This is a genomic window from Mycobacteroides franklinii (assembly GCF_002013895.1).
Lineage (GTDB): Bacteria > Actinomycetota > Actinomycetes > Mycobacteriales > Mycobacteriaceae > Mycobacterium > Mycobacterium franklinii.
In genome coordinates this window covers 104,758-118,948 of the sequence record NZ_MAFQ01000004.1, presented here as the reverse complement: position 1 = coordinate 118,948, position 14,191 = coordinate 104,758, and the positions used below count along the sequence as shown (strand labels likewise).

Here is a 14,191-nt window from a genome sequence, read left to right as displayed (position 1 = left end):
AAATGCCCCGGTTGGGTCTAGGAGCTTCTATGGACGGCGCCCAGGCGCGAGCTGAGCAGTCGAAGGCTGCGAACGCTGGTCAGGATTCGCCTGCCGTCGGCTCGGACGGAGTCGAGATTGCTGCCGGTCTAAGTCGGCGCGAGCACGACATCCTGGCCTTCGAACGGCAGTGGTGGAAGTACGCGGGTTCCAAGGAAGACGCCATCAAGGAGCTCTTCGGCATGTCGGCTACCCGCTACTACCAGGTGCTTAACGCCCTGGTAGATCGACAAGAAGCCCTGGCCGCGGACCCGATGCTGGTCAAACGACTGCGCAGATTGCGTGCGAGCCGCCAGAAAGCCCGGGCCGCGCGCCGGCTGGGTTTTGAGGTCACGTAGCGGTCTCGGGAAGATCGCGGAACGGCCCGGCTAAATAGGTGCTGGCGCCCGCGGACCGTACAGTGGATTCACAATGAACGAACGCGTACCCGATTCTCATGGCCTCCCGCTGCGCGCCATGGTGATGGTGCTGCTGTTTCTCGGAGTGATCTTCCTGCTTGTCGGGTTCAACGCACTGGGATCCGATAAGTCCGCGTCATCCGACTCGACGTCCACATCGGTCAGCGCCGCCGCAGCCCCCAAATCGACGACACCGCCCCCGGCTCCCAAGCCTGAGGTTCGTGTCTACAACACCACCTCGGTGCCCGATCTGGCGCGGGGCGCCGCCGACCAGGTCACCGCCGCCGGCTGGAAGGTCGCCGAAGTAGGCAACCTGCCCATGCCCGAGGTCAACGTGACGACAGTCTTCTTCGGCAAGACGGCCGGAGAAGAAGAAGCCGCCCACGAAATCGCCAAGGTGCTCGGCGTACAGGCCGCACCGCGCGCACCCGAGCTCGTCGAACAGCCGCCGGGTGTGGTCGTCGCCGTCGCCATCTGATTGATCCTGACGGATCAGCACTGCGGGTGCTACGCGCCGTAGGAGAGATGGCATGATGAAGCCCATGGTTAAGCCCGCCGTTCTTGCCTCCGGAACCCTTGCTGCCGTTGCCTTGTCCCTGAGCGGATGCTCCCCGGATCAGCAGGCCAGCACCACGCCGGGCACCACGCCTCCGGTGTGGACCGGGTCCACTGCGCCCGCGACCGCGGGCGAGCACGGGGGCCACGGCGGCGAGCAGCCGGTTCCGGTGGGAGAGAAGCTCAACGCCACGCTCAAGCTCGCCGACGGCACCCCGGTGGCCACCGCGCAGTTCGTGTTCCAGGACGGCTACGCGACCATCAGCGTGAAGACCACGCAAAACGGCAAGCTCACCCCGGGGTTCCACGGGCTGCACATCCACTCGTTCAAGAAGTGCGAGCCCAGCTCGACCGCGCCCAGCGGGGGAGCCCCCGGTGACTTCCTGTCCGCGGGCGGGCATTTCAACGTCCCCGGATACACCGGCCACCCCTCGAGCGGCGACCTGGTGTCGCTGAACATCCTCAAGGACGGTTCGGGCGAGCTGGTTACCACCGCAGACTCGTTCACCAAGGACGATCTGATCGCTGGCAACGGCACCGCGATCATCATCCACGAGAAGGCGGACAACTTCGCCAACATCCCGCCGGAGCGGTACACCCAGGCCAACGGCACCGCGGGCCCCGATGACACCACCAAGTCGACGGGCGACGCAGGCAAGCGTGTTGCCTGTGGTCTCATCGACGCGGGCTAGCGATCCGGGTGGCCCGTCCGATTGAATTCCGCGGGTCGCCGCGACCTACGCTGGGAGTTGAGTGGGAGTTCGCACTCGTCGACGCCCAGACCCGGGATCTCACCAACGAGGCGTCCGCGGTGCTCGCGGCCATCGGTGAGACTCCGCACGTCCACAAAGAGCTGCTGCGGAACACCATCGAGGTGGTGACGGGTATCTGCGGGACGGTCGCGGAAGCGATGCAAGACCTGCAGACAACGTTGGCTACCGTGCGCCCGATTGTGCAGTCGATGGGTATGGAGCTGTTCTGCGCCGGCACACATCCCTTTGCCCGTTGGTCTGCGCAACAGCTCACCGACGCGCCACGGTACGACGAGCTGATTGCCCGGACGCAGTGGTGGGGTCGGCAGATGCTGATCTGGGGGGTGCACGTGCACGTCGGTGTCTCCTCCAAACACAAGGTGATGCCGATCGTGACGTCGATGCTCAACTACTACCCGCACCTTTTGGCGCTCTCTGCCTCCTCGCCGATGTGGGAGGGACAGGACACCGGGTACGCCAGTAACCGGGCGATGATGTTTCAGCAGCTGCCCACCGCGGGCCTGCCGTTCCATTTCCAGACCTGGGAGCAGTTCGAGGGCTTCGCCGATGACCAGATGAAGACCGGAATCATCGATCATCTCAATGAAATCCGTTGGGACATCAGGCCTTCACCCGCGCTCGGCACGGTTGAGGTCCGGATCTTCGACGGGATATCCAATGTCGCCGAACTTGAGGCACTTGTCGCGCTCACGCACTGCCTGGTGGTGGACCTGGATCGCAAGTTGGAGGCGGGCGAATCATTGCCCACCATGCCCCCCTGGCATGTACAGGAAAACAAATGGCGCAGTGCGCGTTACGGTCTCGACGCCGTCATCATCCTGGATGAGGACAGCAATGAGCGGCTGGTGACCGAGGACCTCGACGACTTGTTGACCCGGCTACAGCCCATCGCCCGGCTGCTGGAATGCGAGAAGGAACTCGCCGCGGTCGAAGAGATCTATCGGCACGGCGGGTCCTACCAGCGTCAGCGGCGGGTCGCCGAGGAGCATGACGGAGACTTGGGCGCCGTGGTGGACTCGGTGGTCAACGAGTTGGAGCCCGTCCGCTAGACCGACAACCAGCAGTCCAGGATCGCCGCGGCTTGCTGCTCCGGATTTCCTGCTGTGTCGTCGTCGGGCCGCAGCACCAGATCGGCCTTTTCGGGGGCCTCGTACGGTGCGTTGACTCCGGTGAAGTCACTGATCTCCCCGGCGCGGGCCTTGGCGTACATGCCCTTTGGGTCGCGTTGTTCGCATATCTCCACTGGCGTGTCGACGAACACCTCGATGAACGGTAGCCCGGCCTTTTCGTGCTGAGCGCGGATCTTGTCGCGATCGGCCCGATACGGGCTGATGAGCGCGGCCACCGCGACAACACCCGAATCGGAGAGGATCTGCGCGACGGCACCGACACGACGCACGTTCTCGGCGCGGTCGGCCGCCGAGAATCCGAGGTCGGCGTTGAGGCCGTGCCGCAGGTTGTCTCCGTCCAGTCGATAGGCGGGGATGCCCATGGCCACCAGTCGACGCTCCAATTCCACTGCCACGGTGGATTTTCCGGAGGCCGAGAGCCCGGTGATCCAGATCGTGCCACCCTTGGTGGAACGATCTTCTCGAGAGACCGCCGACGAGTGCCAGACCACCTTGGACTGGTGCAGGGTGGGGCCGGAAATCATGCCCGCCGCGACCGTGTTGTTGGTGGCCTCGTCGACCAGGATGAAACTGCCCGTGGTCCGGTTGCGACGATAGGGATCGAACATGATCGGGCGCTGCAGCCGCAGCTGAACCCGTCCGATCTCGTTGAGTTTGAGTTCCTTTGCCTCCTGATCTCGGTGCAGGCTGTTGACATCGAGTCGGTAGTCAAGTCCTGCGATGGCGGCCTTCACGGTCGAGTTCGCGTGCTGCATGACGAAGCGCGATCCCTCGGACAGCGTCGACACATCGGTGAACCAGCACACCATGGCATCGATCTGCGCACCGACCAACGGCCGGTTGTTGGGGCGGCACAGCATATCGCCGCGGCCCAGGTCCAGCTGGTCGGCGAGTTGCACGCTCACCGCGCTCCCCGCGAAGGCCTCGTCCACGACAGATCCACCCGGGCCCCAGATCGCCGACACCGTTGAGGTGAAACCGGAAGGCAACGCCACAATTTCGTCACCGGGCTTGAACACGCCGCTGGCGACGGTCCCGGAGACGGCGCGGAAGTCATGCAGATCGGTGATCTGATCGGCACCGGGTGCCGCTGCCCCGCCTTGCGGTCGGATGACGTACTGGATGGGGAAGCGCGCGTCGATCAGGTTGCGGTCCGACGAAATGTGCACCTGCTCAATGTGATGCAGCAGCGACGGGCCCTCATACCACGGAGTGTTCGTGGACCGGGTGACAATGTTGTCGCCGAGCAGAGCCGACACGGGGATGACGGTGAGGTCATGCAGCTCCAGCTTGGTGGCGAATCGCCGGAACTCCTCCTTGATTTCATCGAATCGTTGGGGTGACCAGTCGACCAGGTCCATCTTGTTGATGCACAGCACCACATGTTCGACACCGAGCAGCGAGGTGATGAAGGCGTGCCGGCGGGTTTGTTGGGTCAGCCCATTGCGGGCGTCGACCAGAATGATCGCCAAGTCGGCCGTGGAAGCGCCGGTCACCATGTTGCGGGTGTACTGCTCGTGCCCCGGAGTATCGGCGATGATGAATTTGCGTGCCGGCGTGGAGAAGTAGCGATGCGCGACGTCAATCGTGATGCCCTGCTCACGCTCGGCGCGCAGGCCGTCGGTCAGCAGCGCCAGGTTGGTCTGCGATTCGCCCTTGGCCTTGCTGCTGGCTTCCACCGCGGCGAGCTGATCGGCGAAGATCGACTTAGAGTCGTAGAGCAAGCGGCCGATGAGCGTGGACTTACCGTCGTCCACGCTGCCCGCGGTGGCGATGCGGATGAGCTCCTGGGCCGGCTCGGCGGTTTCGATGGTTGTTGCGCTCATCAGAAGTAGCCCTCTTTCTTGCGGTCTTCCATACCGGCCTCGGAGATCCGGTCGTCGGCACGGGTGGCTCCCCGCTCGGTAATGCGCGTGGCGGCAACCTCTTCCACCACAGCGCTCGGAGTTGACGCGACGGACTCGACGGCTCCCGTGCAGGTCGCGTCGCCGATTGTCCTGAAACGCACAGACCGCTCGATCAACTCTTCGCCGGGCTGCAAGGCGAGGAACTTGGTTTCTGCCAACAGCATTCCGTCGCGTTCCACCACGTTGCGCTTGTGCGCGTAATACAGCGGCGGCAGCGTGATGTTCTCCGATTCGATGTACTGCCAGATATCCAGCTCGGTCCAGTTGGACAGCGGGAACACCCGAATATGCTCGCCCTTGCGGTGGCGGCCGTTGTAGATGTTCCAGAGTTCGGGCCGCTGCGCGCGCGGATCCCATTGGCCGAACTCATCGCGGAAGCTGAACACCCGCTCCTTGGCGCGGGCCTTCTCTTCGTCGCGGCGTGCGCCACCGAACACCGCGTCGAAGCGGTGCTCGTTGATGCTGCGCAACAAGGTCGCGGTCTGTAGGCGGTTACGCGTGGCGCCAGGCCCGGTCTCTTCGACGACGGCGCCCGAGTCGATATCGTCCTGGACGCTGCCGACTTCTAGTCGCAGGTTGTAGCGACCGACTGTCTCGTCGCGGAACGCGATGACCTCGTCGAAGTTGTGACCGGTGTCGATGTGCATGACGGGGAAGGGCAACGGTGACGGCCAGAACGCCTTGGCCGCGACGTGCAGCATGACCACGGAATCCTTGCCGCCCGAGAACAGCAGCACAGGCCTTTCGAAGGTTGCCGCTACCTCGCGGAATATGTAGACCGCCTCAGCTTCTAGGGCGTTCAAGTGCGATAACTCGTAGGAATCGGCTGACGATGAGCCTCTTGGGCGAAGAACATCGGGCGATGTCGGCATTTTCACAACTCCATTCGGTCCAAATATGTACCGTATCGGTTCGTATTCGGTCCAGCCCAGAGTAGAACGCGTTCTCGTGAGGTGTCAATGGCGCAATGGCACTCGGAACGCCCGCGCGGATGCGGATCGAGTGTTTTCCGTTCGCTCAATACCGAACATGGAAAGCGAACTGACGTGCAGAAACGCCTCAGGCGGGCTTGATGCCGCCGATGTGTTCGGTGATTCCGTCCGCGGTACGCACGAGCGCCTTGGCGCGGACGGTGATCTCCGCGTCGGTGAGATCGTCCGCGATGTAGAGGCTGGCGACCATGGCCTGCTTGCCGTTGTGGTCGTACACCGGTGCCGACATGACGTTCACCCGATGGCGCACCTTGGCGCCGGAGCCGACGGTGTAGTTCTCGCTGCGTAGGTAGACCCGTTCGCCGATTCCCGACACGATCTCGCCGAGGAGTGCGCGCAGCTCATTGGGGATGTCACCGGGTACCCCGGCCATGAGCGAATAGAGCTGCCGGCCTGCGGGGGTCAGTAGTTCGACGAGGTAGCCGTCCGCGCGGCATTCGTCGATCACCTTGCGCAGGCGGTCATCCGCGGTGCGCCCGGGCGCTGTCGGGTCCTTGGCCAGCCAGGAGGCGATGGTCTCGTCGGTGTCCCAGAGCACGAACATCAGGCCTACCGGAGGGGTGAACGGATAGCTTTGGCCCACCTCCACCCGTACGGGATGATCCGGATCGCTTACCACCTCCAGTACGGTCACCCGATCGCTGACGACCGCGGACAGGGCTGCAGTGTGCCCGAATTCCCGGGTAAGCGTTAACAATTGGTCGCGGCTGGCAGGTTTGGCGCGCAGTGACTCCTGGGCGGCCCTGCCGATCCGGATGAGTGCCGGGCCCAGGCTGTACGTCTTGTCGCGGTCGTCCCGGATGAGAAACCCTGACTCGGCCAGGGTGGTCACGATGCCCAGGCAGGTGGGCTTGCTCAGGCCCAGCCGGCGCGCCAACTCGGATAACCCGAAGCGCTCGGTGCGATGCTTCGCCAGGAAATCGAGCACGGCCATAACGCGTTCAGTAGGCGGCGACGTTCTGCCGGCCCCGTTTTCCCGGTCCTCGACCACCCTGAAACCTCCTGTGCCCCTGCGCAGATCCTGACATTCTTGACGTACCAGGCAAGGGCGCTCTAGTGTCTGAATGGATTCTACCACTGCGGTACAAATCTGTACCAGTCAGGAGCGTCATGTACAGCGAGGCATTCACCGCCGCGATCGCCGAGGCGGAGGAGCTGATTGTCGCGGCCCCCCATATCGAAACCGAAGCCGACCTGTTCGAGGGACTCCAGTATCTGGCGCAGGGGATAGCCGCCTGCACGCACATGGCGTTTCATACCGATCGCGATCACCCATTCCTGCTCTCCGGTACGGGACCGTTCACCAAGATGGGGTTGGACAACCCCGACACCCTCTACTTCGGCGCCCGCGTCAACGGCGAGTACGAGTATGTGGTTACCGGAAAGCGCGGCACCACTGCAGATTTAAGTTTTCAGGTGCTTGGCGGTGGTGACTACACCGACAAGAACGTGCCAGGCAGTGCGATTGCCTTCGACGACCGTGAGATCCACATCGAAAGCGACGGCAGCTTCGAAGTGCGTTTCGGTCCCGGGCCGGCCAGTGAGTCGCGGCCGAACTATTTCACCCTGGGGCCGGGACCGGCCCAGCTGGTGATGCGTGAGGTGTACAGCGATTGGCGTGAACAGCGTGGCAGCCTTGCCATCGCGCGGGTGGACACCGCAGGAACCGCCCCGGCCCCGCTGACGAAGGAACAGATCGAAAAACGTTACGCCAGTGCCGGTAAGCAGTTGGTGAACCGAGTCAAGACGTGGCTGCAGTTCCCCAAGTGGTTCTACGACAATCTGCCTGTCAACACCATGACCGAGCCGCGGCTCACACCTGGCGGGCTGGCGACGCAGTTCTCCTCGGTGGGGCACTATGACCTCACTGACGACCAGGCGATGATCATCACCGTCCCCAAGTCCGATGCGCCGTACCAGGGTTTCCAGCTCGGCAGCCTCTGGTACATCTCGCTCGACTACATCAACCACCAAACCTCGCTGAACTCCAGCCAGGCCCAGGTAGACCCGGACGGGAACATTCGGATGGTGGTGAGTAACGGAAATCCTGGTGTCACCAACTGGATTGAGACGCTTGATCATCGGAGGGCGTACCTCCAATTCCGGTGGCAGCGGGCCGACCGACAGCTCACGGCCGTCGACGGCCCGACCGTGGAGGTGGTCGCACGCGGCGATGTCCCGGCGAAACTGGCGTATTACCCGCAGAATCAGATCAGCGAGCAGGGCTGGCGCAGTCGCATCGCGGAACGCCAGACCGCCATCGGCGCAAGGATGTTGGGCTGATGAGTCTGCTCGCCTTTGAGGGCAAGGTTGTCGTCGTATCCGGTATCGGCCCCGGCCTCGGCGCCACCTTGGCCACCAAGTTCGCCGCCGCGGGCGCCGATGTCGTCCTGGCGGCGCGCACTCAGTCGCGCCTCGACGAGGTGGCAGAACAAATTGCCGCCGCCGGCCGCAAGGCCCTCGCGGTGGCCACGGACATCACCGATGAGGCCAGCGTCGCGAACCTCGTCGAACGCGCCACCGAGACCTTCGGCGGCATTGATGTTCTCGTCAACAACGCCTTCAGCATTCCATCGATGAAATCCCTGGAGAAGACGGACTATCAACACATTCGCGATAGCGTCGAGCTCACCGTGGTCGGCACGCTGCGTCTGACCCAGGGGCTCGCCGGTGCGTTGGCTGCGGCCAAGGGTTCGGTGGTCAACATCAATTCGATGGTCATCCGGCACTCGCAAATCCGCTATGGCAGTTACAAGATCGCCAAGGCCGCGCTGCTGGCCATGTCCCAATCGCTGGCCACGGAGCTGGGTCCACAGGGAGTTCGGGTGAATTCGGTTGTGCCCGGATATATGTGGGGTGAGAACCTCAAGGGGTACTTCGAACACCAGGCCAAGAAGTATGGCGGTACCGTCGAGCAGATCTATGAGTACACGGCGGCCAACTCCGATCTCAAGCGATTGCCGACCACCGATGAGGTCGCCAATGCCGTGCTGTTTCTCGCCTCCGACTTGGCGAGCGGGATCACCGGCCAGGCCCTCGATGTCAACTGCGGCGAGTTCCACGCCTAGCCACAAGGAGATCAGTATGAGTTTTGATGAGAAGTTCGCATCAAGCACCGAGCGCACCAGTGTCGGCACGGTCGACGATCTACACGAGTCTGCTTCCCGGCTTATCGGCCTCGACGACTTCGGAGACGGGTCGGTCGATAACTACCGCGAAGCGCTCGGGGTCCTGCTGGACGCCTATCAGGGTGAGGCCGGCCTGACACCCTTGGGTTCCAAGATGTCTCGGGTCTTTCTCCGGGGCGCCCTGGGTGCCCGGCTGCTCAGCGAGGCGGCCTTCAAGGCGCACCCCGACTACGCGCAGGTCGCCATCAATCGGCCCATCTTCGTCACCGGCCTGCCGCGTACCGGTACCACCGCGCTGCATCGCCTTCTCAACGCCGATCCGATGCACCAGGGCCTGGAGATGTGGCTGGCCGATTTCCCGCAGCCGCGGCCCGCGCGGGACACCTGGGATGCCAATCCGGTGTACCAGCAGCTGGAGGGGCAGTTCTCGAAGCATCACGTGGAGAACCCGGAATTCATGGGTCTGCACTACATGTCGGCGAGCGAGGTCGAGGAATGCTGGCAGCTGTTGCGCCAATCTGTGCACTCGGTGTCCTATGAGTGCCTTGCTCATGTTCCGTCCTATGCGCAGTGGTTGTCGCAGCAGGACTGGACACCGGCCTATCGGCGTTACAAGGCCAACCTGCAGCTGATCGGCCTCAACGACATCGAAAAGCGTTGGGTACTCAAGAATCCGAGCCATCTCTTCGCGCTCGATGCACTCATGGAGGTGTATCCGGACGCATTGGTCATTCAGACACACCGCCCCGCCGAGACCATCATCGCCTCGGTCTGTTCGCTCAACGAGCATGCGACGGAGGGTTGGTCGGATACGTTCGTCGGCGCCACCCTGGGCGCCGATCAGCTCGACACCTGGGCCCGGGGTCTGGAGTCCTTCAAGTCCGCGCGCACCAAGTACGACGAGTCGCAGTTCTGCGATGTCGACTATTTCGACTTCATCTCCGACCCGATCGGCACCGTCGAATCCATCTACCGGCACTTTGGGCTGGAGCTCTCGGCGTCTGCTCTGGTCGAGATGCAGAAGATGAACGACGAAAGCCAAAAGGGTCCGCGCGCACCGAAGCACGTCTACTCGCTCGCGGACTACGGGCTGAGCAAGGAAGCGGTGGTCGAGCGCTTCGCGGGCCTGTGATGCTGGTCGTCGTGCACACGGCCGGTAGATGACCCACATTGCCGTCGTAGGCGCGGGCGCGGCCGGAACAATGGCTGCCCTGCACCTACTGCGGTACAACGACTCACGGACACTGCGCCTGACCGTTATCGACCCCGGCGCCGAAACGGGGCCCGGAGTTCCGTATCGCACGACTGATCCACGACATCTCCTGAACGTTCCGGCAGGCAAGCTGGGCGTCGATTCCGCCGAGCCGCTCGGCTTCGTGGACTGGCTCACCGATAGCGGTCTCCCCGATGCCGTCCCCGGGGATTTCGTTCCCCGGGGACTGTTCGGACATTACCTCTCCAGCGCGTTCGAGCAGGTGCGCGGCAATCGGGTGAGCCGTATCCATAGCCGGGCAGCCGCGGTGACACGGCAAGGTGAGGGGCTCTCGGTGGCATTGGGTAACGGCGACACCGTCGACGCGGATACCGTGATCCTGGCGGCCGGCCCGACCATGCCCGGAACAGCCTGGGCCCCAATCTGGTTACGCGACAGTGCGTTGTTCATCGCGGACCCTTGGCGTGCGGGTGCACTCGAGGACCTTCCGGATGACGGCGATCTGTTGCTCGTCGGAACGGGTTTGACGATGGTCGACCTTGCCCGCACATTGCGACGGCCCGGTCGCGTCCTGCACGCGGTTTCCCGCAGCGGATTGCTGCCACGAGCGCACGGATCGTATTCGTCGGCACCGGCACCTGAGTTCGCGATGGACCATGGCCAGGTACTGGAGTGCGCTGTGCGCTATGTCCGGGACGTGATCGCGCAGGGCGGCGACGCATGTGCGGCTGTGGATGCGCTTCGTCCTCAGGCGGGCGCGCTGTGGGGCGCGATGACCGCCGACGAGCGGGGGATCTTCCTGCGAAAGTACCGCAGGCTGTGGGACATTCACCGGCACCGAATGGCGCCGCAGTCTGCCGCGCAGATTGAAGGGGATATCGCCGGGGGTGTGTTGCGCATCCATCGTGGCGAGCTGGTAGATGCCGTGGTCTCGGGCCGCGGAGTCACGACGACCTTGTCCGCAGGGCAGGTTCTCGATGTACGCGCGGTGATCAATTGCACGGGACCGCAGTACGACATCACGGCAGGCACGGATCCGCTATGGAGCCGGCTGCTGGCCGACGGGCTGGCGTGGCCGGGACCACTGAACCTGGGATTGGACACCGATCCGGTGGGAAGACTGCTTCCCGGGCACGCACCGCTGTGGGCACTGGGGCCGCTTCGGCGTGGGAATCTATGGGAAACAACGGCATTCGCAGAGATTAGGGCACAGGCCGAAGGTATGGCGGCGCTGATAGGGTCCTAGCGTGCGTGTTCTGGTGCAACGGGTCGCTTCCGCAGCCGTGTCTGTCGACGGGGAAGTGGTGGGCGCGATCCGCCCCGAAGGTCAGGGACTACTGGCCTTGGTCGGCGTCACTCATGACGACGACGCCGAAAAGGCCGCGCAGCTCGCGGAGAAGTTGTGGCAGCTCCGCATTCTCGATGACGAGAAGTCCGCGGCCGACCTGGATGCCCCGATCCTGGTGATCAGCCAATTCACGTTGTACGCCAACACGAAGAAGGGGCGCCGTCCGGCGTGGAACGCGGCGGCGCGCGGAGGCGTCGCCGAACCTATCGTGGCGGCATTCGCGGCTGCCCTGCGAAACCTGGGTGCGCAGGTCCAAACGGGGGTGTTCGGCGCGGATATGCAGGTCGAACTGGTCAACGACGGTCCGGTGACGCTGCTCTTGGAGCTGTAGGTCAGCCGTCTCCGGGGGGAGCGGCCGTGCAGATCTGATCGAGGCAGCCCTCGGCGACGGCATGCGCGATGCTGTCGGAAAGACGCGGGCATCCGCGCACCCGGGCCGTGTTGGTGCCCTCCTCACGCATTTGTGCGAAGAAGGCGCATCGCCCGGCCGCCGCGGTATTCCATTGCACAGCAGTGTGATTGAGGCTGAGTTTCTTGACCATCACCGACCCGTGGCAGAACCGGCAGTCGACCTCTTGCAGGCCGGAGGTCAGATACCGCTGCTTGTCGCTCTCGGTGGCCTCGTGCAGGAGTGCGGCCTGCTCCGGATTGTTTTCGAATGCGGGAGCCTTCGACCACTGGCCGTTCGGCCTGCCCGATCCAGCGGAATCGTGAGCCTCGTCTTCCCCATGGGCGCCATGCAAAGCCAGCATCGACTGAGCCAGCTCCTCCACCGAAGGCGGGCTGGTATTTTTCTCAGTCAAGGAAGACCCTGCTGAAACTTCGCTCATAGCACTAGCTTTGCGTCGCCTCGGCGGGAGCTTCTGCCTTGGCTTGAGATTCTGCGGAGGCCTTCTCGTCCGCTTGGCGTTTCAGGTTCTCATCGACCTCACCGTGCCAGAACTCGTTGGCCTTCGTGGTGTCGATCTCCAGCTCGAACCGATCCGTCATCTCGGCCGTGACGTCGGCCTTGTCGACGTAGAACTGCGAGTACCAACGGCGCATCTGGTAGACGGCGCCGTCCTCCTCGACCAGCAGCGGGTTGTCGATGCGGGTCTTGTTCTTCCAGATCTCGACGTCCTGCAGGAAGCCTTGCCCGACACCCTTGGTCATGGCGCGCGACAGCTTGCCGGTCATCTTCTCGTCCATGCCGGCGGGCTTTTGGACGATGACGCCGTACTGCAGCACAAAGGAATTCTGATCAATGGGGTAGTGGCAGTTGATCAGAATCGATTCGGCCTTGTACCCGCCATAGTTGTTGTGCAGCCAGTTGATCATGAAGGACGGCCCGAAATACGAGGCCTCCGAATCCAGGATCTGCTCGCCGGTGTACTGCGAGGAACCGCCCAGCTGCACATCGGGACGACCGACGGTACGCAGGTACTGCGAGGCGATATGGCCCTCGAAGACGTTCTTGAAGTACGTCGGGAATCCGAAGTGGATGTAGTAGAAGTGCGCCATATCGGTGACGTTGTCCACGATTTCGCGGCAGTTGGAACCCTCGATGACGATCGTGTTCCAGTCCCAGGTGGTCCAGCCGTCATCGGCATATTCCGGAACCTCTGGAATCTCAACATCATCCGTCGGACCGTTGCCTTCGGCGTCATGCCAGACGAACAGCAGACCGCTTTTCACATCGGTGGTCCAGCTGCGGGTGCGGGCCAGTTTGGGGGTGCGCTTGGCGTACGGAACAAGCTTGCACTTGCCGTCGCCGCCCCAGCGCCAATCGTGGAACGGGCAGGCGACATTGTCGCCCTTGACGGAGCCCTGGGACAGATCGCCACCCATGTGGCGGCAGTAGCCGTCCAGCACCTTGATATCGCCGTGGCTATCGGCGAATACGACCAGTTTGGTGCCGAACGCGTCGATGGCGTGCGGCTCTCCGTCCCGGAAAGATTCTGCGACGCCCAGGCAGTGCCAACCGCGCGCGTAGCGGGTGGGGAGCTCGCCGACGTCGATCTCGCGAACGCCGATTCCTGCGGTATCTGTGCTCATGGCGGGGCTGCCTCCAGTGTTTCGACGCTGGTCGCTGTGGCGACCACCTTCAACTAGAACATGTTACAGTTTTGCCCCCCGGTGGCGCAAGAAATGTGCCTGCCACAAGCGGAAATAAGGCACTTAGGGAAGGGTCGCTAGGGTATTTCGATGCCTTTGTACTCACTCGACGGAAAAAGCCCCAGCGTCCACCCCGAGGCGTTCGTCGCGCCGACCGCCTGTCTTATCGGAGATGTCACGGTGGAAGCCGGCGCCTCGATCTGGTTCAACACCGTCATCCGTGCCGATTACGCCCCGATTGTCATCAGGGCGGGCGCCAACATTCAGGACGGATCGGTACTGCACAGCGACCCGGGGATGCCGGTCGATATCGGTGAGGGAGCCACGGTGGCGCATATGTGCCTGGTGCACAGCTGCACCGTGGGCGATGGCGCCCTGATCGGCAACCACGCGACCGTGCTCGACGGCGCCTCCATCGGCTCGCGCAGCATGGTGGCCGCGGGCTCGCTGGTGCTCGGTGGCACTCACATTCCCGAGGACGTCCTGGTCATGGGCTCGCCCGCGAAGGTCAAGGGGCCCGTCGCGGGAACCCCGGCGGAGTTCCTGACCAAGGGTGTGCCGGCCGCGTATCAGGCGCTGGGCAAGCGCTATCTGACGGGTTTGGACAACTAGCG

15 protein-coding genes are annotated in these 14,191 nt (G+C 63.5%); 10 read left to right on the top strand and 5 right to left on the bottom strand.

All coding sequences use genetic code 11. From position 1 onward, the window contains the following. Nucleotides 1-29 precede the first annotated feature (29 nt). The 4 genes from B4393_RS06470 to B4393_RS06455 all read left to right on the top strand — a co-directional run bounded on the left by B4393_RS06470 (nt 30) and on the right by B4393_RS06455 (nt 2,814). Complete coding sequence (locus B4393_RS06470) at nt 30-377, top strand: DUF3263 domain-containing protein (protein ID WP_030096299.1); 348 nt, start codon at nt 30-32, stop codon at nt 375-377. A gap of 73 nt (nt 378-450) precedes the next feature. After that, nucleotides 451-915, top strand: coding sequence for a LytR C-terminal domain-containing protein (locus B4393_RS06465; RefSeq protein WP_030096300.1), 465 nt, complete (start codon nt 451-453; stop codon nt 913-915). Between the two features lie 52 nt (nt 916-967). Next, nucleotides 968-1,684, top strand: a complete 717-nt coding sequence (gene sodC, locus B4393_RS06460; RefSeq protein WP_070938226.1) for a superoxide dismutase[Cu-Zn] — start codon at nt 968-970, stop codon at nt 1,682-1,684. Between the two features lie 8 nt (nt 1,685-1,692). Further along, nucleotides 1,693-2,814, top strand: coding sequence for a glutamate--cysteine ligase (locus tag B4393_RS06455; protein ID WP_078282371.1), 1,122 nt, complete (start codon nt 1,693-1,695; stop codon nt 2,812-2,814). Here the strand turns inward: B4393_RS06455 and cysC are convergent. The 3 genes from cysC to B4393_RS06440 all read right to left on the bottom strand — a co-directional run bounded on the left by cysC (nt 2,811) and on the right by B4393_RS06440 (nt 6,785). Continuing rightward, nucleotides 2,811-4,721, bottom strand: a complete 1,911-nt coding sequence (gene cysC / locus B4393_RS06450; RefSeq protein WP_078333429.1) for an adenylyl-sulfate kinase — start codon at nt 4,719-4,721, stop codon at nt 2,811-2,813. The genes B4393_RS06455 and cysC overlap by 4 nt on opposite strands. Next, on the bottom strand, nt 4,721-5,674 hold the full coding sequence (cysD, locus tag B4393_RS06445; RefSeq protein ID WP_078333428.1) for a sulfate adenylyltransferase subunit CysD: 954 nt from the start codon (nt 5,672-5,674) through the stop codon (nt 4,721-4,723). Before cysD ends, cysC begins: the two co-directional genes overlap by 1 nt. A gap of 187 nt (nt 5,675-5,861) precedes the next feature. Beyond that, complete coding sequence (locus B4393_RS06440; protein WP_078333427.1) at nt 5,862-6,785, bottom strand: IclR family transcriptional regulator; 924 nt, start codon at nt 6,783-6,785, stop codon at nt 5,862-5,864. A gap of 119 nt (nt 6,786-6,904) precedes the next feature. On the opposite strand from B4393_RS06440, the gene B4393_RS06435 reads away from it, so the two are divergent. The 5 genes from B4393_RS06435 to dtd are packed head-to-tail and all read left to right on the top strand — an operon-like array spanning nt 6,905 to nt 11,814. Next, on the top strand, nt 6,905-8,077 hold the full coding sequence (locus B4393_RS06435; protein WP_078333426.1) for a DUF1214 domain-containing protein: 1,173 nt from the start codon (nt 6,905-6,907) through the stop codon (nt 8,075-8,077). Next, a complete protein-coding gene (locus tag B4393_RS06430; protein ID WP_078333425.1) occupies nt 8,077-8,862 on the top strand; it encodes an SDR family oxidoreductase in 786 nt (261 codons plus the stop codon). The genes B4393_RS06435 and B4393_RS06430 overlap by 1 nt, the downstream gene beginning before the upstream one ends. A 16-nt stretch (nt 8,863-8,878) precedes the next feature. After that, nucleotides 8,879-10,054: a sulfotransferase family protein gene (locus B4393_RS06425; RefSeq protein ID WP_078333424.1), complete on the top strand. Its 1,176-nt coding sequence runs from the start codon at nt 8,879-8,881 to the stop codon at nt 10,052-10,054. Nucleotides 10,055-10,082: 28 nt separating this feature from the next. Beyond that, nucleotides 10,083-11,381, top strand: coding sequence for an FAD/NAD(P)-binding protein (locus B4393_RS06420; protein WP_078333423.1), 1,299 nt, complete (start codon nt 10,083-10,085; stop codon nt 11,379-11,381). Between the two features lies 1 nt (nt 11,382). Further along, complete coding sequence (dtd, locus tag B4393_RS06415; RefSeq protein WP_078333422.1) at nt 11,383-11,814, top strand: D-aminoacyl-tRNA deacylase; 432 nt, start codon at nt 11,383-11,385, stop codon at nt 11,812-11,814. Between the two features lies 1 nt (nt 11,815). Here dtd and B4393_RS06410 read toward each other — a convergent pair whose 3' ends face one another. Then, nucleotides 11,816-12,256, bottom strand: coding sequence for a hypothetical protein (locus B4393_RS06410; RefSeq protein WP_078333421.1), 441 nt, complete (start codon nt 12,254-12,256; stop codon nt 11,816-11,818). A 61-nt stretch (nt 12,257-12,317) separates the two neighbouring features. Then, nucleotides 12,318-13,517, bottom strand: coding sequence for a Rieske 2Fe-2S domain-containing protein (locus tag B4393_RS06405; protein ID WP_070938236.1), 1,200 nt, complete (start codon nt 13,515-13,517; stop codon nt 12,318-12,320). 150 nt (nt 13,518-13,667) lie between these two features. Between B4393_RS06405 and B4393_RS06400 the strand changes: the two genes are divergently transcribed. Next, the gene (locus B4393_RS06400) at nt 13,668-14,189 is read left to right on the top strand and encodes a gamma carbonic anhydrase family protein (RefSeq protein WP_078282360.1); all 522 of its coding nucleotides are present in this window, start codon (nt 13,668-13,670) and stop codon (nt 14,187-14,189) included. Nucleotides 14,190-14,191 lie beyond the last annotated feature (2 nt).